Source organism: Enterobacter sp. RHBSTW-00901, assembly GCF_014103115.1.
Lineage (GTDB): Bacteria > Pseudomonadota > Gammaproteobacteria > Enterobacterales > Enterobacteriaceae > Enterobacter > Enterobacter cloacae_P.
This window is the reverse complement of sequence record NZ_JABXPB010000001.1, coordinates 2,754,552-2,776,559: the sequence shown is the minus strand read 5'-3', so window position 1 is coordinate 2,776,559 and position 22,008 is coordinate 2,754,552. Positions and strand designations below refer to the sequence as shown.

Below are 22,008 nucleotides of genomic sequence, written 5' to 3'. Positions count from 1 at the left end.
ACACTACCGCCGATTCACAGCCATGGTGCTGATGGCTTAATTATTCCGAGACGTACTGATGGATATCACTCAGCTTCAAACCGGGCTTAACAACAAATTCACCGCAGATCGGATTGTTTTCTGGCACGACCCAGAACAGAGCTTTACTGCACAGCTAACAGAACTCGCCATACTGTGGAACGGGTTGCCAGTAATAGTGCTCAATATGGCAGAGCAGTCACAGCTTCAGACGCGCAAACGCATTGAAATCGATGAACCCACGCAGGGGTTCCTTCTCTACTGGCCCAGTTCAGAACCATCACCAGCTAAAGACTGGTTGCTCGATATACGTCGTTATAGCACCACGTTTTATGCTGATGCAGCCTCAATTCTGCTTAATGACCTCGGCCTCGCCAATATGGCGCTGCGCGACCACATCGCGTCACGTAAAAGCTTTTTCGCCAACAAAGAGCGTATTGCAGCCTTTAAACGTCGCCTGGACGGTCGTGGCGGCATAGAAGATCCGCTATCACTTGATATGAAGATGATAAGTGTCGTGCTGGCCTGTCATGCTCAGATTGCCGAAATAATGAAAAGCATTGGCGATCGGTTACTTGAGAATGCTGAAACCGCTCTTGCTCCGCTAGAACAGCATGGATTGCTGCCTGGATTTTGGCATTTAATGAACCGTGAATATGGATACCATATACCTGAAGGGACAGAACCGTCACTACGCGAACTGATTCGTAAGTTACTGGTGAGTGAATGCTACGAACAGCTTGATACCAAAGAGCGCCCTGTCTGGCTACAGTCACAACTATTAGCCACTCCCACCGGACGTGCGAATGCTATGGCTCTGCTATCTGGATGGCGTGATTCTAACCAGTACAGCAGCAATTTTGCCGACATCTCTGCACAGGTAGCGGATCAGCTCGAACTTGCTTCACGCCTGACAGCGCAAGATATCTGGCTCTGGGGAGAAGTCGAAGGCTTTGAAGCGGTCGAACAAGGTTTGATCCGTGAGCTGATATCTGGATTAAACAACGGTGACTTGAAACTGAATCGAGTAGAGTTTGCCCAACTAATCTCTCGTCGTCGACATGGATTCTGGGCCAGAACTGTACCTAAATATGCATATATTTACCAGGCGCTGCAACAAGCTGAATTGTTGCTAGAACTACGCCGTTCGAAACCGGATGGTTTTCATTACACTTCAGCACAAGAAATGTATCTTGCCTATGAAGCTGAATTGTTCCAGTTTGATGCAGCCTATCGCCTGTTTAATGAAGCACTATTGCACCTGCAAGGACAGTCGGTAGAAGTGCTGGCTGTACTGGCCAGTAAAATCGAAGATCTGTATGTGAACTGGTATCTGTACCAACTGGGACTGACATGGGATGGCTTGCTAGTTAAAGAGCAGTTGCTTGATAACTGGCAACTTGGCCTCCCCTCTCAGCATCGCTTCTATGATACGGTCATCAAAAAACGCTTCGCCCAAAGCGGCGTCAAGCGCCAGTTTGTTATTATCAGTGATGCCTTGCGCTATGAAGTTGCTCATGAGCTCCAGGGACAGATAAATGAAGCCAAGCGCTTCACTGCGCAGCTCAAGAGCCAGCTCGGGGTACTACCTAGCTACACGCAACTTGGCATGGCCGCCTTACTCCCACATCAGCAACTGGACTATGCCGCTACCAACTCAACAGTATTAGTAGATGGACAGAGCAGCGCGGGTTTAGAAAATCGCAGCACTATTCTAAGTAAGGTAGGTGGTATAGCGATTTCGGCCAAAAGTCTGCTGAGCTGGACCCGGGCAGAAGCTAACGAGGCGGTTGGTGACGCAAAGGTAATCTACGTCTATCACGATGTGATCGATGCTCAGAGTGAATCTCAGAAAAGTGAGCTTAAGACATTCATTCATGCCCGCCAGGCTATAGACGAACTGAATGGACTCATCAACAAAATTATCAATGGGTTTGGCGTTACTCGCGTAGTGATCACAGCCGATCATGGATTCTTATTCCAACAGGCCTCAGTTGAAAACGGGGTAAAATCGCCTCTGAAACACGAACCATCTGGAACTCTGGAAGCTTCAAAACGCTATCTCCTTGGTCGCAATTTACCAACAAACGAAGATGTCTGGCATGGGCAATTGCGTAATGTTGTTGGTGGTAACTCTGATGTGGAATTCTGGCTTCCGAAAGGAGTGAGCCGTTTCCATTTTGTTGGTGGAGCCCGCTTCGTCCATGGTGGTGCAATGTTGCAAGAGGTCTGTGTTCCAATACTTGAAGTACAAGAGCTGCGTGGCAAGAAACAAACTCTGTATGAAAAAACCAAAGTCGGCATAGTTCCGGCATACCAACCCATTAAGCTGGTAAATGTGATCGATAAAATCCGCTTTCTGCAGACCGATGCCGTCGATGAACGTCATAAATCAAGAATGGTTCGTTTCTCGGTGGTAGATAGTTCAGAACAAACCGTATCAGCTATTGAGAAGCTACTCTTTGAAGCGACCTCAAGTAATCTGGATCAACGCCAGCAAGACGTGCGTTTAAAACTGACCGGTGCTCAATTTGACCGCAAGGCGCAGTATCAATTGCTGCTCGTTGATGATGAGGATGGTATTGAAATGGCACGCTATCCAGTCACTATTGATTTGGCAATCCAGGATGAATTCGGTTTTTAATGGCTCGCAAAATAGCGATCCTGCGGATGTGAAAAGTAAATTCTAATGTTGGGTACCAGCTAATCAGTACCCGGGAGCAATACCAGATGCCACATGATGAGATAAATCCTACTGAAGGTGAGTTTGTAGGAAAGGAAACCGCGCAAGAGCCAGCGGTGAATGTCACACATATCACGAACAATGTAGTCATCCAGCAGATGGACGTTTACACGGAGAAGCTTGCCCAGCCGAGCGGAACTACTGTTGATGAGGCTTCTATGCTCAGCATTGACGATGAGTTATCTCAGCATGCCAGCATGGATCTTGATGCCCGTCTGAATCGTTACTTTAAGGGTAAAGTTGTCCGTAAGGATTTGACCAAACAGCTAAAAGAAGGGGCTAATGTCCCTGTCTATGTACTGGAATATCTGCTCGGTATGTACTGTGCTTCAGACGATGATGAAGTGGTACGCGAAGGTCTGGAAAACGTCAAAAAAATCCTCGCTGAGAACTATGTTCGCCCGGATGAGGCTGAGAAAGTAAAATCTCTGATTCGTGAGCGTGGTAGCTTTAAAGTGATCGATAAGATCGGAGTAAAACTCAACCAGAAGAAAGATGTCTACGAGGCTCAGCTTTCGAACCTCGGTATCAAAGATGCCGTGATCCCCGCCAACATTGTTAAAGCTAACGAGAAGCTGCTCACCGGGGGGATCTGGTGTATTGTTACTCTTAACTATTTTTATGAAGAAGGGCAAAGAATTTCGCCCTTCTCAATTTTCAACCTTAAACCTATCCAGATGCCCTCTATGGATATGGAAGAGCTTTTTGCCGCCCGGGCTAATTTCTCAACAGAGCAATGGCTGGATACCCTGATCCGCTCTATCGGCATGGAGCCAACCAATCTGAAGCAACGGGTGAAATGGCACCTGTTGACGCGGATGATCCCCTTCGTTGAGAACAACTATAACGTCTGCGAACTCGGCCCACGTGGTACCGGTAAAAGCCACGTCTATAAAGAGTGCTCGCCTAATTCATTACTAGTCTCAGGTGGCCAGACGACAGTCGCCAATCTGTTTTACAACATGAGTTCCCGGCAGGTTGGGCTGGTAGGCATGTGGGATGTGGTAGCTTTTGACGAAGTGGCTGGTATTACCTTCAAGGATAAAGATGGCGTCCAGATCATGAAGGATTACATGGCATCGGGCTCTTTCTCCCGTGGTCGTGATTCTATCGAAGCCAAAGCTTCTATGGTGTTTGTCGGCAACATCAACCAAAGCGTCGAAACGTTAGTCAAAACCAGCCACCTGCTGGCTCCTTTCCCAGAAGCGATGATCGATACCGCCTTCTTTGACCGCTTTCATGCCTATATCCCAGGCTGGGATATTCCGAAGATGCGACCTGAGTTTTTTACCAATAGCTACGGTCTGATTACCGACTACCTGGCCGAGTATATGCGTGAAATGCGCAAGCGTAGTTTCTCTGATGCTATTGACCGCTTCTTCAAACTCGGGAACAACCTCAACCAGCGTGATGTGATCGCAGTACGTCGCACCGTGTCTGGGTTGCTCAAGCTGCTCTACCCTCATGGTGTGTTTGGTAAAGAGGAGGTGCGCCCTTGCCTTACCTACGCACTGGAACTTCGCCGTCGAATCAAAGAGCAGTTGAAAAAACTGGGTGGTATGGAGTTTTTCGATGTGCATTTCAGCTACCTCGACAACGAAACTCTGGAAGAGTTTTTCGTCAATGTACCAGAGCAAGGCGGAAGCCAGTTAATCCCTGAAGGTCTGGGTAAACCAGGAGTTGTACATATGGTTACCAAGGGTGGAACTGGCCAACTGGGCTTGTATCGCTTCGAGACTCAGATGACACCCGGTAATGGTAAACACTCGACATCTGGCCTGGGCTCCAATACACCAGCCAAAGAAGCCATCCGCGTAGGTTTTGATTACTTCAAAGGTAATCTGAACCGTATCAGTGCTACCGCCAAATTTTCCGAGCATGAATACCATCTGCATGCCGTTGAGTTGCATAACTCCGGACCTAGTACTAAAACTAGCATGGCAGCCCTGATAGCGTTCTGTTCCATTTTGATGGGTAAGTCAGTGCAGGAACAGATGGTAGTATTAGGAGATATGACACTGGGAGGTGTAGTGAATCCAGTTGAAGATCTGGCGGGAAGCTTGCAGTTAGCAATGGACAGTGGTGGTAAACGTGTATTGCTACCGATGGCATCTGCTTCTGACATTCCGACTGTACCGGCAGAGATTTTCTCTAAGTTCCAGATCAGCTTCTATGCCGATCCCGTGGATGCGGTTTATAAGGCATTGGGTGTTCACTAACGAACTGAAAATCATATGTATTAGCTCAGATTCGAGCTGACACTGTTACGGCGCTGGGCAAATCTGACAAGGCAGATCGGTGTCAGGAGCGGACGTAGCTAAAACTAGTCTGGGGGCTGATCAGGGGGAATTGCGGGTAATACCGCTACATTTTTCCGAGCCCCCTCATGGCATGTCGGTCACATTGGTCGGTATCTAGTATGGGTAAGAATGCGGAGAACATTGAATATAAGGGTTACTATTCAGAAAAATAACAGTGGTGAGTCCGCTGACCATCAATAAAAAGCCGCCAGAGACTGCCCTGAGCGGCTCTAAGCATGAGCAGTTTTCCTGTTCACACCAGACGGAGGGAGGCCCTTGAACGTGAGGTTCCGCTACTGCCGCCGCTGATTGGTGCCACACCGTAAAGCAGACTACTCAATTCATCAAGTGGCACGTTAAGCTCTTCACTCATCTGAGTCAGATTAATACCGTTGCCCGCCAGAGCAGCCATCATTTTTTCAATAATGAGCGATCTTTCACGTTCAATTCCTCCAGGCTCACCGGTCCGATAACCCTTTGCAGTCGCATCGCGCATCAGGCTGTTATACTGCCATTCCGTCAACACGTTCAGATTGCGCATTCTGACAATCAGAGCCATCGCCGAGACTTTCCAGAGCGATTTCAACTGCACAATTTTATCAAACGTCGGAAACGCCATATTCACGCGCTAAGGCACTGACACTGGTTCCATTATTCTTTTTCTCGATAATCGCTCTACGGGCTTCTGGGGCGATTTTCGACGGTCTTCCCAGCTTCTTACCTTCAGCTTTTGCCCGCGACAAACCCGCCTGCGTCCGCTCAATCAGTAGATCACGTTCCATCTCCGCAACCGCTGCCAGCATCGACAACAGAAGCTTACCCGCTGCGGAGGTGAGATCAGTCGTGCCAAGCTGGTGGACAATAACCTTGATATTACGGTCAGCCAGCGCCCTTACCGTTTGCAGGACGTCAATCGCATCACGCCCCAGACGGTCTAGTTTTGCAACTACCAACGTTTCACCATCGCGGATTTTATTGAGCATTTCAGAAAATGCTTTACGTTGCATTGCCGGAACCTTCCCGCTAACAACATCGGTAAACCAGTAATCAATTTGCCACCCAGCCTGCCCAAGCTCCAGCCGTTGGTTCTCAGTATCCTGCTGCGATGTCGAAACACGTCCGTAGCCAAAAATCGCCATAGTCATCTCCTCATCCGGCCCCCGCCAGAAAACGAGGCCAACATTAGGATGGCCTGCCAGAAAAGCCAAGGCTATTTTTCCAACAGTGTGAAAGCGTGCGATTGGGAGGTGTCAGAAAACGGTCGTTTGTTGGCAGCAACTTTTTGAAGAATCGAAAATACTTAGCCTGAATGCGAGATAATGGCGGTATCATTAATAAACCCAAGCGCCTGAACTACTTGTCGTCAGAGTATTTATCCTGCCATTCCGATAGCCAAATAGTGCGTTCTCTCATCCAGCTAAACAGTCTCATACAAACAAATACCCCGCACAATCCGCCTACAACTAACGCAGCGCCATTGATGGTGTAGTAAAGTAATGGTGAAGTGAAAAAATATGGATTGAATGATTCAACAACTGAAACAAACAAAAGTGCGAACATAACGGGGAAAATCCATCCCTTCTCCCTGACAAATAAAGTCAAAGAATACTTAAACCTTACTGGTCTACGTTTTTTGTCGTTTCGATATAATTCCGGGAAAGCGTTCATATGTGCACCAATACCAAAAAGCAAGGAGGCAATTCCAAGAACACCAAACATCAGGAATCCCGATATCTGCAAAAGAAAGCAAGAAAATGAATGCTCCCACGCCCTATCAACCCAGTCCAAAAACTCACAGCGGGCCCTATAGAACTTCTTATGTGTTTGGATGCTTATCCAGCGTTTATGGTTCATACGCCCCCTCAATGCCTGCCTGATCATTATGTCGCTATACTGGTGAAGAATACGCGGCGAAGTATGCTCATTTCGACAGATCTCTCCAGACTCATTGAGATAGTGCCACAAATTTCGAGCCAGTAAATCCACTACCCCTGATAAAAAACACGCCACAGGGCTTCCCAGCGCGTTGAATGCGCATGTCACCGCATTTGCAACACTATGTGCTTTACCTTGAAAGTTACAGGGGAATCGAAGCACACCCTTTCCATGTAAAAATCACCTTGTTTTTATATACTTACCATGCACATAGCGACTGCGTTCAGAATACGAACGCAGTTATCTGATATATAACTTTTCTTGAAAAAAACGGTGTGTTAGCTTGTCTCCCGACACCTACCACATACGGTAAACCGGTCCGGGTTGGTGGAGCTTTACCGCGCATCTGCGGATAACGTTAGGACGGGAACTCTGCAAAACGTTGATTGTGGTAGGTAGGGCGCGAAAGCGTTTGATGCAGCCAAGCAGAGGGTGAAAGTAGCTATCGGCGGATTCTTGAGTAGCTACTTTTGCGCATAATGCATCTTTCAAGAAAGGTCGTCACACCACGAGGAAGACTTGATCTTCATCTGGCAAGGGGAACCGAGCAAACCTACAGGCTATCTTCTCAGATGGCCTTAGGGTTCATATGTCCGGCTTCCCCCCCCGAGGAAGGGTTAAACATATAAAAACAAGTTGTGTTTTAACATCTTTAAAAATTGTGGTTTTCTATGCTTTAAACCTTTCCCTTCAAAAGTAAACATGTCTCTTCTATCTCACCTTCGAGACAAACAAATCCGAACCGAACGTTGTTAACGCACAAAGTGCTCGCGGTGTAAATGCAGCCGGATAAGTTGGGCGCGGGAAAGTCGATCTCCTAGATCGGCAAGCGTCCCTCTATGGCGTTGCGTTCAAAAACTTCGGCAGAGGCAGAATCATCCTTATAGAGGCAAACAGCCTCCAAAGTTGAGTTGCGCGGCAAAGCTAAAGCTCGCCCAGATTTCTCATTGATTGCTCGATCTCCGCAACCCATTTATCAGGGCAAGGATAAACCCGGCTTTCGATGCTGATCCGATTAGGTGATACGCGACGGGTTAGCCCATGCAATGACTTAACATGCGCTATCCAGCATGTTTTGACTGTTCTCCCTGTTCGGGATTTAACATCATCAGCAATCTGCCGGTAAGTCGCCATAAACGTCCGTGCTCCTTTGGTTGATATCTTTTCTACACGATAGCAAGTGGCTATATGCTAAAAGTTACTTTTAGTGTATTGTTCAATATAGGTGTTAAACATATCCACCTTACTGTTTATCAAGATTATACAACTCACATTGTGCATCAACGGCTTGCTGTAATGCTTTAATTGTTTCGCTCGATAAATTCGGAGATAAAGCCAATGTGTTTATTGCAACCTTTTCTCCATACTCTTGGCATTGAAGAACAAAAGAATCCCCAAAACTAATCCCAGAATTCGTAATCGTAGACGTAATCAAAGGGAGATCTTCTGTCGATACATCTGGCGCACTCTTTAAAAACTGCAACGCCTGTTGCTTGCGGTTAATGGCATCAATACGTAAAGAAGCATAGGCCTGAGACTGTTGTATATCCAGTTCGCTGGGTTTTGTTATATAGCTAACTAGCTTGGCACTACCATAAATTGCAACCATCACGACCAGAATTACCAAGGAATTTCTGATAACACTTTTACGACTTTTTTCTTTTTCCCTATCCTTTTCATCCATTGCGATCGATAGATCTAGGTAGCGATCCGAAAGATAAATAAAGAAATCATTATGTGAGAAACGAACATGTTCAATGTTAACCTCAATCAATTTATATACTTCAATAACTTCATCGTCGGTCAGCGATTTTCCATCCTCAACCGAAAATTTAAGAACCTTCTCCAATTCCACTTTATCCTCCACAACATTAAGTTTATTTATTTTCAATAAACATCTGACAGACGGTTATTGTCAGCTTATAGCAGAACAACATAAACCATCAATTACTCAATATCGTTTTACTTCAAAAACCTCCTCACTTATATTACAGATCCAAGTGGAATGAAAGAGTAATACACCAGCGCCACGGGATCGACATTGTTTCGTTTGGCAACTCGCTTCATGACCCGGATTGCTACTACCCGATTCGCGGCTTTGATAGCGCCGAAAGCATGGCAATGGTTCTCGGTTCTTTCTACGCAAGCGCCGACTGGCGCAACGGCCCACGCCAAGACATCGTTGGCAGCATAGAAACCAGCATGAAAACAGTGATCAGCCTACCATCAGAAAGCGTGGAAGGGCTGCGAGTGCAATCATAGGTCATATGGCTTCACCAGACGCGTTTTGAGCGTCTCCAAATGATGAAACTTTTTTATTAAATGGTTGGGAGTTGAAAGATTTAAAAGACATAGCATTTATCCAAACTGGACCATTTGGAACCCAGCTTCATAAGGAAGATTATGTTGAAAATGGTATACCACTAATTAACCCTACAAATATTAAAAATGGTATTATCATTCCCAACTTTAAACTATGCGTAGATCGCCACAAATATGACAAACTAAAAGAATATCATTTAAAAAAAGGTGACATTATAATGGGCCGAAGAGGAGAAATGGGTCGTTGTGCACTGATTAATGATAAAGAGGATGGATGGTTTTGCGGCACAGGAAGCCTTTTTATTAGATTAAAAACGCCAAATGAAATACTTTCTTTTTATTTGAACGAATATTTATCTAGCGATTCGATTAAGAACTTTTTACAGAAAGAGTCTCGTGGGGTTACGATGGCGAACCTGAATAAAGATATAGTTGGGAAGATTAAAATAAACATCCCCCCAGAAAACGTACTGACTTCTTTTATGAAGATAAAATTAAAAGTCGATAGCATTAAGAAAAAAATAAACCATAACGATTTGGAAGAATTACTGTCATCATTAAGGAAGGTGCGAATAAGTACCCTCCGCAACGAAAATGAAACTTTTAGTCAATTAAATTCAATCACTTACATAGGCGTTTTTTTGCGTTTGGTGACTTATTCGCACCTTCCTTAGGGAAAAGGCTTTCTAGAAAAACATCCCAGTTTGTGGTAATAACCCCATCAATATTTGCTTTCGCAAAAAGAGAAATTTCGTGTTTTAACTCATCATTTTCTATAATATTTTTATGTGCACTCTCAATATATTTAGATATTGACAACTTCAAAGGAGACTGTTCGTTAATGAAAATTTTCTCCTGTTCTTTTTCACTTAATGCTAATTGTCCTTCTTTAGTATCCCACCATTTCTCAGCGTATGCCGACACTAATAATTGTGCATATTCGGGTAAGTCACCATTAGATTTTGTTTTTAATTTTATATGATTTTCCCCAATCGCCTCAGCAAAATGCTTCAAAAGGTCTTGCCAACATGGCACACCAAGGTAACGACGAGACACTCCGGAGCCAACAAATAACACAGGGGATGCCTCAAACTGCTTAAAATGCTCTTCGAGTTTTTTCTTGAAATTCATATTGGTATTCCCTATCAAAAATCCTCAACTGAGACAACGGTAAGACATTGCGGTTGCCATCTCCAGTGCATGATTAAAAAATTTTGCACCTTTAAAATTCATTTATCTGTTCTGGCAATTTGGCCCATTATCTATAGATCTGTGGCCAGTATCCGCTACACAGTGCCTGCGTTATGATACGGTGGTGCAGTAATCTTGCCCCTTTACTTCAGGATAAACAATGCCTTTAGATTTAAGTAACACCTTAGTTATTGGCATCAGTGCAACTGCGCTTTTTGACATGAGTGAATGCGATCGCATGTTTCGGGAAACCTATGCGACCGATCCTGATAGCGCCATTGAAAAGTATCGCGCCTACATGCTGGAACACGAAAACCAACCTTTGCAGCCTGGTACAGGTTACCCCTTGGTCAAAGCGCTTCTGGGTCTGAACCAGTATCGTCAACCGGATGATCAATCACCGTTGGTTGAAGTCGTTGTTATGTCGCGTAACAGTCCTGATACAGGTATCCGTGTTCTAAATACCATTCGCCATGACAAACTCGATATTACACGTTCAGCTTTTACCGCAGGCGAAACCGTTGCCGATTACCTTGATGCCTTTGATGTGGATCTGTTTTTAACAACTAACGTTGAAGATGCGCAAAAGGTGATTGATTCCCGATTCTGCGCCGCTGCAATCCTCAAAGATCCTCCCTCCGACGCCTCAAATATCCCGGAAGGGCAGGTCCGCATTGCGTTTGACGGTGATGCCGTGCTTTTCTCTGATGAAAGTGAGTTAGTTTATAAGACTCAAGGCATGGCTGCTTTTCATGCGCTGGAGGATGCACAACAAGATATCCCAATGGCTGAGGGTCCATATGCCACTTTGCTAAAAAAAGTAGCCAGGCTTCAGGAGCGACTACCGACAAGAGTTGAGTATTCCCCTGTCCGTATTGCACTGGTGACCGCCAGAAACAGCCCATCGGAAATGCGCGTCATTAAAACACTGAGAAGCTGGGGGGTGTATGTCGATGAAGCTTTTTTTCTTGGCGGTGTAGAGAAAACAAAAGTTTTGAAGGCATTTAAACCGCACATTTTCTTTGACGATCAGGATGTGCATTTGAATACTGCTGCAAAGGTGGTTCCTTCCGGGAAAGTACCTTACGCCAGCAATTCAGAGCTTTTTGAAAACAAAGCGTCATGAAACCTTAAATAAATAGCCATCTTTACTGCTAGAAGGCTATTTATTAATTTATGCCGTCTTCCCAAACATCCCTTCTACCACGGCCCCAGCTCTCCCTAACTCATCGATATAATCCGCATACCACTGCATCATTTCCCTACGCCCATCAAGATACTGAGCATGGTTATACGTCCCGCGAATCGCGTTCTTATCGACGTGTGCAAGCTGCGTTTCAATCCACGCGGAGTTAAACCCCTGCTCATGCAGAATGGTGCTCATCGTGTGGCGGAAACCGTGCCCCGTCAGCCTGCCTTTATATCCCAGCAATTCTATAACCTGATTAATGCTTTCCTTGCTGATCGGCTTGCGAGGATCATTCCTGCCGATAAAAACCAGCGGGTGATGCCTTGAGATCGGTTCAAGCTGTGCAAACAGCGCAATGACCTGCTCTGAGAGCGGCACAATATGAGGCCGTTTCATCTTCATCACTTCTGCCGGGATTTCCCACAATTTCTTCTCAAAATCGATATCTTCCCAGCGAGCGAAACGCAGCTCTTGTGTACGCACGCCGGTTAACATGATGATCTGTGTGGCTGTTTTGGTGATAATACTACCGGTGTATCCGGCCAGATCTTTAAGGAAGTGTGGTAACTCTTCGACTGTGAGGAACGGGAAATGTGTTTTCTTAGGCGTTGCCAGCGCTGTAGCAAGATCTGACACGGGATTATATTCAGCTCTCCCGGTAACGATAGCGTAACGGTAGACTTCATTACAACGCTGGCGGACTTTGCGCATTTTCTCTAAAGCGCCGCGCTTTTCAAGGCGACGAAGGATCTCAAGCCAGTCCATCGGCTTAATATCGACGATAGGGCGTCTTCCCGTATGAGGGAAGATATCCTTCTCGAAGGTGTCGATGATTTCATCGCGGTAGCGTAATGACCAGCGATCGGCTTTCGTCTGATGCCATTCGCGGGCAATGGCCTCGAACGTATTCTTTTGGCTCATTTGCTGGGCGATTTTTTCTTCTTTCTTTACTTCACCCGGATCTCCTCCAGCGGAGAGAATTTTTCTGGCCTCACTGCGCTTTTCGCGTGCGTCAGCCAGGGAAACATCAGGGTATACGCCAATGGAAAGCATCTTTTCTTTACCGGCGAAGCGGTACTTCATACGCCAGTATTTGGAACCATTAGCGTTAATCAGTAGATACATGCCGCCGCCATCGGTCAGCTTATAGGGCTTTTCTTTTGGCTTTGCGGTTTTCACTTTTACATCGGTTAGCGCCATTACATCCTCCGGCTTTTGATGAATCCATCCTCTAGGGGACTTCCGCTAATGATTAACCTGATACCCCCATGTACCCCTTATATAACAAAGATGTCTTTGAAACCTGTTGTTATATATCACATTTTTACCATTATGGGGGTGCTGATATTTTAAAGGAAAATAACACCCCCTAATGTACCCCCAAAAAGGACTTGATGCCGATTACCTTCAGGCGACAATGGTGGGGTTATTTCTCTTGTTTTATCAGGTATTACAGGGGTTTTGTTGACTTCGAGGGAGTTCAGGAGAGGCAAATTGGCGGAAGATCACAGGAGTCGAACCTGCCCGGGAACGCTGGCGTCCCCAACTGGATTTGAAGTCCAGCCACCTCACCGGAGATGACGATCTTCCGCGCCTGCATTGCTACATGGAGGCGGGGCGCATTATAGCTACTTTCAGGCATTTACCACATACCAAAACACACTTTTTTCACCTCTCTTTTGACCTGCACACGGTCATTTCAGTTAATTCCTAAGAAAATCCTCAAGTTAGCCATTCGTGCTGGGTGACTTTTACCGCGATCACAAAAAACAAGAAACGTAATCGGCTAACCAGAAAACGCAATACCCGCTCCTGAAACAATGGTTTAAAAACGAGAAACCGGTTTCAGCGCCTCCTACAGCGTGAGGGATAAAAAAGATGAGCGACGTATTGTCCGTAAAAGAGAAGATTGGCTACGGTATGGGTGATGCCGCCAGCCACATCATTTTTGATAACGTCATGTTGTACATGATGTTTTTCTATACTGATATCTTCGGCATTCCCGCCGGATTTGTCGGTACCATGTTCCTGCTGGTGCGTGCGCTGGATGCCATTTCCGACCCGTGCATGGGTCTGATTGCCGACCGCACCCGCAGCCGCTGGGGCAAGTTCCGCCCGTGGATTTTGTTCGGGGCCATCCCGTTCGGCATCGTCTGCGTGCTGGCGTACACCACGCCAGACCTCAGCCACAACGGCAAACTGATTTATGCCGCGGTGACCTACACGCTGCTGACCCTGCTTTATACCGTGGTCAACATCCCTTACTGCGCGCTGGGTGGCGTCATTACCAACGACCCGACGCAGCGTATCTCCCTGCAGTCCTGGCGCTTTGTGCTGGCAACGGCAGGCGGCATGCTCTCCACGGTGCTGATGATGCCGCTGGTGAACCTGATTGGCGGCGAAGATAAAGCCTTTGGCTTCCAGGGCGGGATCGCCGTGCTGTCGGTGGTGGCGTTCCTGATGCTGGCTTTCTGCTTCTTCACGACTAAAGAGCGTATCCAGGTGCCGCCGAGCACCACCTCCATGCGGGAAGATCTGCGCGACATCTGGCGCAACGACCAGTGGCGCATCGTGGGTGTGCTCACCATCCTCAATATCCTCGCCGTCTGCGTGCGCGGCGGGGCGATGATGTACTACTGCACCTGGATCATGGGCTCGCCGGAAATCTTCGTCGCGTTCCTTACCACCTACTGTGTCGGCAACCTGATCGGCTCCGCGCTGGCAAAACCGCTTACCGACTGGAAATGCAAAGTCAGCATCTTCTGGTGGACTAATGCCGCTCTGGCAGTGGTCAGCGTGGCGATGTTCTTCGTGCCAATGCATGCCAGCGTGGTGATGTTCGCCTTTATCTTCGTCATTGGCGTGCTGCACCAGCTGGTGACGCCAATTCAGTGGGTGATGATGTCCGACACCGTCGATTACGGCGAATGGACCAACGGCAAACGCCTGACCGGCATCAGCTTTGCAGGCACCTTGTTCGTGCTGAAGCTGGGCCTGGCACTGGGCGGCGCGTTGATTGGCTGGATGCTGGCAGGTGGCGGTTATGACGCCGCAGCCAAAACCCAGAACAGTGCCACCATCAGCATCATTGTTGGCCTGTTCACGCTGGTTCCGGCGGCCTGCTACGTGCTGAGCGCCATCATCGCCAAACGTTATTACACGCTGAAAACCCCCTTCCTGACCAGAATCATGGGCGAGCTGGCGCAGGGCGCGCACCGCAATCAGCAGGAATTTGAAAACCTGTCGATCAGCAAAGAATTACAGAACTAAGAGGATGAGAGCATGAAAATCAGTGATGGAAACTGGCTTATTCAACCGGGTCTGGAGGTGACCTGCCCGGTGCAGGTGTTCGACGTGGAGCAACAGGGCAATGACCTGGTGGTCTGGGTTGCACCGCGAGACGTGCGCGAACGGACCTGGCAGCTCGATACATTGATGTTCACGGTCCGTCTGTTTGCCCCGCAGGAAGGGATTGTTGGGGTGCGCATTGAGCACTTCCAGGGCGCACTGAATAACGGCCCACACTATCCACTGAATGTCCTGAAAGACGTGAAGGTTGAGATTGAAAATAGCGCGGAATTTGCCGAGCTGAAAAGTGGCAATATCAGCGTGCGCGTCACCAAAGGTGAGTTCTGGGCGCTGGATTTCCTGCGCGATGGCCAGCGCCTGACCGGCAGCCAGCTGAAAAACAACGGCTACGTGCAGGACGGCAACACCGATCGTAACTATATGTTTGAGCGTCTGGATCTGGGCGTGGGTGAAACGGTCTACGGCCTGGGCGAACGCTTTACCGCGCTGGTGCGCAACGGCCAGACGGTCGAAACCTGGAACCGTGATGGTGGTACCAGTACCGAACAGTCGTACAAAAACATCCCGTTCTACCTCACCAACCGTGGCTACGGCGTGCTGGTCAACCACCCGGAAAATGTGTCGTTTGAAATCGGCTCCGAGAAAGTCTCCAAAGTGCAGTTCAGCGTGGAAGGCGAGTATCTCGAATATTTCGTGATCGACGGCCCGACGCCAAAAGCGGTGCTGAACCGCTATACGCAGTTCACCGGGCGTCCGGCGCTGCCGCCCGCGTGGTCGTTCGGCCTGTGGCTGACCACCTCGTTCACCACCAACTACGACGAAGCCACGGTGAACAGCTTTATCGACGGCATGGCCGCGCGCAACCTGCCGTTGCACGTCTTCCACTTCGACTGCTTCTGGATGAAGGCGTTCCAGTGGTGCGATTTTGAATGGGATCCGGTGACCTTCCCGGATCCGGCAGGCATGATCCGCCGCCTGAAAGAGAAAGGGCTGAAGGTCTGCGTGTGGATCAACCCGTACATCGGCCAGAAATCGCCAATATTTAAGGCGCTGAAAGAGAAGGGCTACCTGCTCAAGCGCCCGGACGGCTCCCTGTGGCAGTGGGATAAGTGGCAGCCGGGGCTGGCGATCTATGACTTCACCAACCCGGAAGCGTGCCAGTGGTATGCCAGCAAGCTGAAAGGCCTGGTGGATATCGGTGTCGACTGCTTCAAGACCGATTTCGGTGAGCGCATCCCGACGGATGTCCAGTGGTTTGACGGCGCTGACCCGCAGAAGATGCACAACCACTACGCCTACATCTATAACGCGCTGGTGTGGAACGTGCTGAAAGAGACGGTGGGCGAAGATGAAGCGGTGCTGTTTGCCCGCTCGGCGTCCGTCGGGGCGCAACAGTTCCCGGTGCACTGGGGCGGCGACTGCTACGCCAACTACGAATCAATGGCTGAAAGCCTGCGCGGCGGGCTGTCGATTGGTCTGTCCGGTTTTGGTTTCTGGAGCCACGATATCGGCGGGTTTGAAAACACTGCCCCGGCGCACGTTTACAAACGCTGGTGTGCGTTCGGGCTGCTCTCCAGCCACAGCCGCCTGCACGGCAGCAAATCCTACCGTGTGCCGTGGGCGTATGATGACGAGTCCTGCGACGTCGTACGTCACTTCACCCAGCTGAAATGCCAGATGATGCCGTACCTGTACCGTCAGGCGGCGCTGGCGCGTGAGTGCGGCACACCGATGCTGCGTGCGATGATGCTGGAGTTCCCGGACGACCCAGCGTGCGATTACCTCGACCGCCAGTACATGCTGGGGGATTCAGTGCTGGTTGCGCCGGTGTTCTCTGAGGCGGGAGACGTGCAGTTCTACCTGCCGGAAGGGCGCTGGACGCACCTGTGGCACAACGATGAAATCCAGGGCAGCCGCTGGCATAAACAGCAGCATGGTTTCCAGAGCCTGCCGGTCTACGTGCGTGACAACACCCTGCTGGCGCTGGGCAATAATAACCAGAAGCCGGACTATGCGTGGAACGAGGGTACGGCCTTCCAGCTGTTTAACCTGAGCGATGGCGCAACGGCAATCAGCGAAGTGCCTGCGGCGGACGGTTCGGTGGTATTTACGCTGAAAGCGACACGCCAGGGCGACACGGTGATCATCCGGAGCGAAGGCGAGGCGCAAAGCTGGTCGGTCTGTTTGCGTAACGTGCAGCAGGTCAGCGAAGTGAAAGGTGGTTCCCATGCCGGTAGCGAGTGGGGCGTGGTGGTGAAAGCGCAGGGGAATGAGATTGTGATCCATCTCTGAGCCCCCTCATCTTCTCCCCAAAGGGGCGAGGGAATGGTTTACTCCCTCTCCCTGTTAGGGAGAGGGCTGGGGTGAGGGCGGAGCCGCCGGAACGGTTGTCACCACGCCACCGGTCATCACCTGCTGCACCTGCTGTTTATCCATATTCGCCGCGTTCAGCTTGCCGTTCACCGTTGGCTTCAGTGGTGCGTTTGCCTGCACGCTGCCAGTCGCGGTCAGTTGAATATTGCCATCTCCCGTAACAGGCAATGCTGGCCAGCCCCACTGGTTAATGATATTCAGCGGCACACCGCGCCCGTTCAGGCTCACGGTGGTTTGTCGTTGTGGCAGTTGCGAAACCGTCGCGGTAGCTTCCAGGATCCCTTTCTCGGTAAAAGCGCTGAGCTCGGTAATATTGACCGTCGACGCGTTGGCATTCAACGACAGCGACGGGCGACGCACGTCCACGCGGTTAAACGTCGCCGCCGCGCCGTTCAATGTGGCGTTGCCACCCCAAACGCCCCACTGCCGGTCTTTTACCACCTGCAGGTTCGCGCCGTAACCATCAAGAGAGGTAATTTGCCACGGGAAGGCCGGGTCGATATCAATCACCAGGTTACGACTCAGGCCGAATTTTTTCAGCGTCACGCTGTTTAGCCATTCGGGTAGCGGATCCATCCACAGCGTTTTCCAGTTCTGTGGCAGGGTGTATTCCAGACCCGCGATGGCGGCATCGTCCAGTTCCAGCGCTTTACCGTCGCGCAGCCAGTTGCCGGAGGTGCGCACCATACCGCCTTCCCAGCGTGAGGTGAACTGGCGCAGCGCCACGCCCTGCGGGGAGAATTCCGCATTCAGGATCGGGTCGAAAAGATGCACTGAGCCATAGATAAATTCGCTGGCATTCATGGACAAACGTCCCTCCTGACTCTGCCAGTCGCCTTTGCTCAGCGTCATGTTACGCAGGCTTAAATCGAGGTCGGTAACCGCCCAGTCCGGCCCCTGGAGGCTGGCATCGGTGACTTCCAGCCGCCCAATCTGCAGGGAGGGCAGTGTGGTAATGGGAGTGAAGAAATCCATCAGCGACTTATCGCTCTGCAGGCGGGTCTCATTCAGGCGCAGGGTGTCGATGATCCAGCTACCATCCGCGTTGCGCAGGGCAGAGCCCGTGAGCGAGCCGCGCGCCATATCGGCCCCGATGGTATTCAGCACCACCTCTTTGCCGTTGATCTGGCCCTGAATCAGCACATTACTGGCCGGAACACCGTTGAGGGTGAGTGAGCCTGCGCTCATCTGGATTTGTGCGTTTTGACCCAGCACGTTACCTGCTTCAGGCTGCCACGGGCTGACGCCACCCGTGACTTTTTGGGCGCTTAAATCCCACTCTGTATTGGGGCTGTTAAAGGCCATGTTGTCCAGTTGCAGACGGTCTGCCTGGAAGGGCAGCGGTGCGGTTTGCGGAGAGAGGTTCAGCGTGCCATCAGACAGGGTGATGGTGTCCATATGCAGCGGGTCGGTAAACTGGCGGCTGCTTAAACCAATATCGACCTTTTTCGCAACCAGCGTGGCGGGTTTGCCATCACGGCCAAAGGTGACGTTTTCCAGAATGATGTGGGAAGGCGATGAAAAGCGGTGATCCATCAGGTCAAAATTGAGTTCGTAATCGGTATTCACCGTTACCCAACTGCTGACCTGTGACGCGCCCCAGCGGGTCTGGAGCAGGATATAGAGCGCCAGCACCACAATGAGCAGGGCTACCAGAAGATAGACGAGTAGCTTTCCAATAAATTTCATGGTCTTCCATCCCGCAAAACGCACATAAAGGAGTTATGCACGATTTATGCGCAATCCTCAAGGCGGGAATGGCGTAATAAGATGTCACGGCAGGCATTGACAGCCTGCCGTGATGACGATCAATTTTTTTCAGGCGGGAAAACGAGGTTCAGTACGATAGCGGTGATACCCCCTGCCGCGATGCCGGAAGAGAGCAGGTTTTTCACCCAGTCCGGAGCAAACTGCAGGATCAGCGGTTGCTGGGAAACGCCCAGACCAACGGCCAGTGACAGCGCAATAATCATAATTGCGCGACGGTTCAGCGGCTCGCGGGAGACGATACGCACGCCTGAGGCCGCAATCGTCCCGAACATCACCAGCGTCGCGCCGCCCAGTACCGGTTCAGGGATGTGCTGGACAAAGCCGCTCACCGCCGGGAACAGGCCGAGGACGATCAGCATCAGCGCAACCACAAAACCGACGTAACGGCTGGCAACGCCGGTCAACTGGATCACCCCGTTGTTCTGGCCGAAGCAGGAGTTCGGGAAGGTGTTGAAGACCGCAGAGACAAACGAGTTCAGCCCGTTCGCCAGCACGCCGCCCTTCAGGCGCTTCATGTATAGCGGGCCGGAAACCGGCTGCTCAGAAACGTCAGAGGTGGCCGTGATATCCCCGATGGTTTCAAGCGAGGTGATCATAAAGACCAGCATCAGTGGCAGCAGCAGACCCCAGTCAATGCCCAGGCCGTAGTAGAGCGGAGTGGGGACGGTGATCAGTGCCGTGTTTGTGGATGCCGTGTGTTCCGGCAGCATACCCAGTGCCCATGCCAGCAGATAACCGGCCGCCATTGCGATCACCAGCGAGGCCACGCGCAGGTAAGGGTTACGCTGACGGTTAAGCAGAATAATGATAGCCAGCACCACACCCGCCAGCAGCAGATTTTTCGGTGCGCCGAACGTGTGGTCGCTCATGGCCGCATAACCCCCGCCGATGGAGGTCAGGCCGACCTGAATCAGCGACAGGCCGATAATCATCACCACCACGCCGGATACCAGCGGGGTGATCACGCGGCGTGCCAGGTGAAGAACGCGGGAGATAACCATTTCCGTGCAGCTTGCCAGCATCAGCGTGCCAAAGAGCGCAGCCATCATGGTCGGGACATCCGCACCACCGGTTTTCAGTGCCGTACCGCCCATGATCAGCGGTGCCACAAAGTTAAAACTGGTGCCCTGAATTGATAACAATCCAGATCCCACCGGGCCCCACGCTTTAATTTGAATAATCGAGGCCACGCCGGAGGCAAAGAGAGACATGCTGATGATGTGCTGTGTGTCCTGAGCCGGTAAACCGAGTGCCTGGCAAATCAGCAGCGCGGGGGTGATTACCGCAACGAACATAGCCAGAAGGTGCTGGCAGGCGGCGAATAGCGTCTGCGGCAGCGGTGGTCGATCTTCAAGGCGGTAAATCAGTTCGCTATTTTGCTTCTGCGCAATCGGTTGCGCATCAGGAGACTCTATGGTGTTAACGGACATCGACGACAATTCCACGGTGGAAAAGCGGGCATTTTATCTGACCATCTGGTAAAAGCAAACGATTGCCAACAAAAAATGACAAGAAAATCTGCTACTGCGGACAGCTTTTCTACAACCCATGAGGAAAAAAAATTACACTTTTTCCGCCGGTGGCTCATGACGAGCGCAAACCGGCCAGGATAACGCCGCGTGTGTAAGGAACACGCGCACAAAAGGAGCCTTTTATGATTCATCTTGATACGTTGTCGACCCTTGTTGCCGCAACGCTGGTTTTACTGCTTGGTCGCAAGCTGGTACACAGCGTTTCCCTTCTCAAGAAGTACACTATTCCTGAACCCGTCGCCGGTGGATTGCTGGTGGCACTGGCTCTGCTGGTGCTGAAAAAAAGCATGGGCTGGGAAATCGATTTTGATATGTCCCTGAAAGACCCGCTGATGCTGGCCTTCTTTGCCACCATCGGCCTTAATGCTAACCTGGCGAGCCTGCGTGCGGGCGGTAAAGTGCTCGGCGTGTTTTTGATTGTGGTGGTCGGGTTGCTGCTGATGCAAAACGCCATTGGTATCGGCATGGCGACGCTACTGGGGCTGGATCCGCTAATGGGCCTGCTGGCTGGGTCAATTACTCTGTCCGGTGGACACGGTACCGGAGCGGCGTGGAGTAAGCTGTTTATCGAGCGTTATGGTTTTGAAAACGCAACGGAAGTGGCGATGGCCTGCGCAACCTTCGGCCTGGTGCTGGGCGGGTTGATTGGCGGCCCGGTGGCGCGTTATCTGGTGAAGCATTCTGCTACGCCAGACGGCAGACCAGACGATGAACTGGTCCCCACGGCGTTTGAAAAGCCGGATGTCGGGCGCAATATCACGTCGCTGGTGTTGATTGAAACCATCGCCATGATTGCCATCTGCCTGACCGTGGGCAAAGTGGTTGCGCAATGGCTGGCGGGCTCCATGTTTGAACTGCCAACGTTTGTTTGTGTGCTGTTTATCGGGGTGATCCTCAGTAACGGTCTGGCGGTGATGGGCTTCTACCGCGTGTTTGAACGCGCCGTGTCGGTGCTTGGCAACGTTTGCCTGTCGCTGTTCCTGGCGATGGCGCTGATGGCCTCAAACTCTGGGAGCTGGCGTCCCTGGCGCTGCCAATGGTGGCGATTCTGGCGGTTCAGGCTCTGTTTATGGCGTTGTATGCCATATTCGTGACCTGGCGCATGATGGGTAAAAACTACGATGCGGCGGTACTGGCGGCAGGGCACTGCGGGTTTGGCCTGGGGGCAACGCCAACGGCTATCGCGAACATGCAGGCGATCACCGAGCGGTTTGGGCCATCTCATATGGCGTTTCTGGTGGTACCGATGGTCGGTGCGTTCTTCATTGATATCGTCAACGCACTGGTGATCAAACTTTACCTGATGCTACCGATGTTTGCCTGACA

General features: G+C 50.4%; 15 protein-coding genes, 1 tRNA gene and 1 pseudogene. 8 read left to right on the top strand and 9 right to left on the bottom strand.

Features of this window, described 5'->3' with window-relative positions; genetic code table 11:
* Positions 1-58 precede the first annotated feature (58 nt).
* A complete protein-coding gene (gene pglZ / locus HV318_RS13360) occupies positions 59-2,662 on the top strand; it encodes a BREX-1 system phosphatase PglZ type A (RefSeq protein WP_080892562.1) in 2,604 nt (867 codons plus the stop codon).
* A 257-nt stretch (positions 2,663-2,919) separates the two neighbouring features.
* Complete coding sequence (brxL, locus tag HV318_RS13355) at positions 2,920-4,980, top strand: protease Lon-related BREX system protein BrxL (RefSeq protein WP_108168775.1); 2,061 nt, start codon at positions 2,920-2,922, stop codon at positions 4,978-4,980.
* Positions 4,981-5,314: 334 nt separating this feature from the next.
* On the opposite strand, the gene HV318_RS13350 is transcribed toward brxL, so the two are convergent.
* From HV318_RS13350 to HV318_RS13335, 4 genes are all read right to left on the bottom strand, one after another.
* The gene (locus tag HV318_RS13350) at positions 5,315-5,680 is read right to left on the bottom strand and encodes a hypothetical protein (protein ID WP_232051961.1); all 366 of its coding nucleotides are present in this window, start codon (positions 5,678-5,680) and stop codon (positions 5,315-5,317) included.
* Entirely contained in the window at positions 5,661-6,200 is a 540-nt protein-coding gene (locus HV318_RS13345; RefSeq protein WP_131380329.1) for a recombinase family protein, read from the bottom strand. The genes HV318_RS13350 and HV318_RS13345 overlap by 20 nt, the downstream gene beginning before the upstream one ends.
* A 214-nt stretch (positions 6,201-6,414) precedes the next feature.
* Positions 6,415-6,915 (bottom strand): hypothetical protein, encoded by a 501-nt coding sequence (locus HV318_RS13340; protein ID WP_182273136.1) that lies wholly within the window; start codon positions 6,913-6,915, stop codon positions 6,415-6,417.
* A gap of 1,324 nt (positions 6,916-8,239) precedes the next feature.
* Positions 8,240-8,851: a hypothetical protein gene (locus tag HV318_RS13335; RefSeq protein WP_182273135.1), complete on the bottom strand. Its 612-nt coding sequence runs from the start codon at positions 8,849-8,851 to the stop codon at positions 8,240-8,242.
* A gap of 101 nt (positions 8,852-8,952) precedes the next feature.
* Between HV318_RS13335 and HV318_RS13330 the strand changes: the two genes are divergently transcribed.
* Together HV318_RS13330 and HV318_RS13325 are read left to right on the top strand one after the other, a co-directional pair.
* A complete protein-coding gene (locus tag HV318_RS13330) occupies positions 8,953-9,258 on the top strand; it encodes an NIPSNAP family protein (RefSeq protein ID WP_071934064.1) in 306 nt (101 codons plus the stop codon).
* 71 nt (positions 9,259-9,329) lie between these two features.
* Positions 9,330-9,992, top strand: coding sequence for a restriction endonuclease subunit S (locus tag HV318_RS13325; RefSeq protein WP_108168504.1), 663 nt, complete (start codon positions 9,330-9,332; stop codon positions 9,990-9,992).
* Here HV318_RS13325 and HV318_RS13320 read toward each other — a convergent pair.
* A complete protein-coding gene (locus HV318_RS13320) occupies positions 9,940-10,449 on the bottom strand; it encodes an SIR2 family protein (protein WP_223374964.1) in 510 nt (169 codons plus the stop codon). The genes HV318_RS13325 and HV318_RS13320 overlap by 53 nt on opposite strands.
* Before the next feature lie 220 nt (positions 10,450-10,669).
* Here HV318_RS13320 and HV318_RS13315 point away from each other — a divergent pair, with 220 nt between their 5' ends.
* Entirely contained in the window at positions 10,670-11,635 is a 966-nt protein-coding gene (locus HV318_RS13315; RefSeq protein WP_108168505.1) for a 5'-nucleotidase, read from the top strand.
* Between the two features lie 48 nt (positions 11,636-11,683).
* On the opposite strand, the gene HV318_RS13310 is transcribed toward HV318_RS13315, so the two are convergent.
* Together HV318_RS13310 and HV318_RS13305 are read right to left on the bottom strand one after the other, a co-directional pair.
* Positions 11,684-12,898, bottom strand: coding sequence for a tyrosine-type recombinase/integrase (locus HV318_RS13310; RefSeq protein WP_039026320.1), 1,215 nt, complete (start codon positions 12,896-12,898; stop codon positions 11,684-11,686).
* Between the two features lie 295 nt (positions 12,899-13,193).
* Positions 13,194-13,288 (bottom strand) — tRNA-Sec (locus HV318_RS13305).
* A gap of 288 nt (positions 13,289-13,576) precedes the next feature.
* Between HV318_RS13305 and HV318_RS13300 the strand changes: the two genes are divergently transcribed.
* A complete protein-coding gene (locus tag HV318_RS13300) occupies positions 13,577-14,968 on the top strand; it encodes a glycoside-pentoside-hexuronide family transporter (protein ID WP_182273134.1) in 1,392 nt (463 codons plus the stop codon).
* Positions 14,969-14,980: 12 nt separating this feature from the next.
* Positions 14,981-17,299, top strand: coding sequence for an alpha-xylosidase (gene yicI / locus HV318_RS13295; RefSeq protein ID WP_182273133.1), 2,319 nt, complete (start codon positions 14,981-14,983; stop codon positions 17,297-17,299).
* Between the two features lie 54 nt (positions 17,300-17,353).
* Here yicI and HV318_RS13290 read toward each other — a convergent pair whose 3' ends face one another.
* Positions 17,354-19,069, bottom strand: a complete 1,716-nt coding sequence (locus HV318_RS13290) for an AsmA family protein (RefSeq protein ID WP_182273132.1) — start codon at positions 19,067-19,069, stop codon at positions 17,354-17,356.
* Between the two features lie 119 nt (positions 19,070-19,188).
* A complete protein-coding gene (gene xanP / locus HV318_RS13285; RefSeq protein ID WP_182273131.1) occupies positions 19,189-20,580 on the bottom strand; it encodes a xanthine/proton symporter XanP in 1,392 nt (463 codons plus the stop codon).
* Between the two features lie 224 nt (positions 20,581-20,804).
* Between xanP and gltS the strand changes: the two are divergent.
* A pseudogene (gene gltS / locus HV318_RS13280) lies at positions 20,805-22,006 on the top strand (sodium/glutamate symporter).
* The last annotated feature ends 2 nt before the right edge of the window (positions 22,007-22,008 follow it).

What these genes read in the sequence shown, in the direction of transcription:
- pglZ (WP_080892562.1), top strand. Translation starts at nt 59, where the DNA reads ATGGATATCACTCAGCTTCAAACCGGGCTTAACAACAAATTCACCGCA.
- brxL (WP_108168775.1), top strand. Translation starts at nt 2,920, where the DNA reads ATGCTCAGCATTGACGATGAGTTATCTCAGCATGCCAGCATGGATCTT.
- HV318_RS13350 (WP_232051961.1), bottom strand. Translation starts at nt 5,680, where the DNA reads ATGGCGTTTCCGACGTTTGATAAAATTGTGCAGTTGAAATCGCTCTGG.
- HV318_RS13345 (WP_131380329.1), bottom strand. Translation starts at nt 6,200, where the DNA reads ATGGCGATTTTTGGCTACGGACGTGTTTCGACATCGCAGCAGGATACT.
- HV318_RS13340 (WP_182273136.1), bottom strand. Translation starts at nt 6,915, where the DNA reads ATGAACCATAAACGCTGGATAAGCATCCAAACACATAAGAAGTTCTAT.
- HV318_RS13320 (WP_223374964.1), bottom strand. Translation starts at nt 10,449, where the DNA reads ATGAATTTCAAGAAAAAACTCGAAGAGCATTTTAAGCAGTTTGAGGCA.
- HV318_RS13315 (WP_108168505.1), top strand. Translation starts at nt 10,670, where the DNA reads ATGCCTTTAGATTTAAGTAACACCTTAGTTATTGGCATCAGTGCAACT.
- HV318_RS13310 (WP_039026320.1), bottom strand. Translation starts at nt 12,898, where the DNA reads ATGGCGCTAACCGATGTAAAAGTGAAAACCGCAAAGCCAAAAGAAAAG.
- HV318_RS13300 (WP_182273134.1), top strand. Translation starts at nt 13,577, where the DNA reads ATGAGCGACGTATTGTCCGTAAAAGAGAAGATTGGCTACGGTATGGGT.
- yicI (WP_182273133.1), top strand. Translation starts at nt 14,981, where the DNA reads ATGAAAATCAGTGATGGAAACTGGCTTATTCAACCGGGTCTGGAGGTG.
- HV318_RS13290 (WP_182273132.1), bottom strand. Translation starts at nt 19,069, where the DNA reads ATGAAATTTATTGGAAAGCTACTCGTCTATCTTCTGGTAGCCCTGCTC.
- xanP (WP_182273131.1), bottom strand. Translation starts at nt 20,580, where the DNA reads ATGTCCGTTAACACCATAGAGTCTCCTGATGCGCAACCGATTGCGCAG.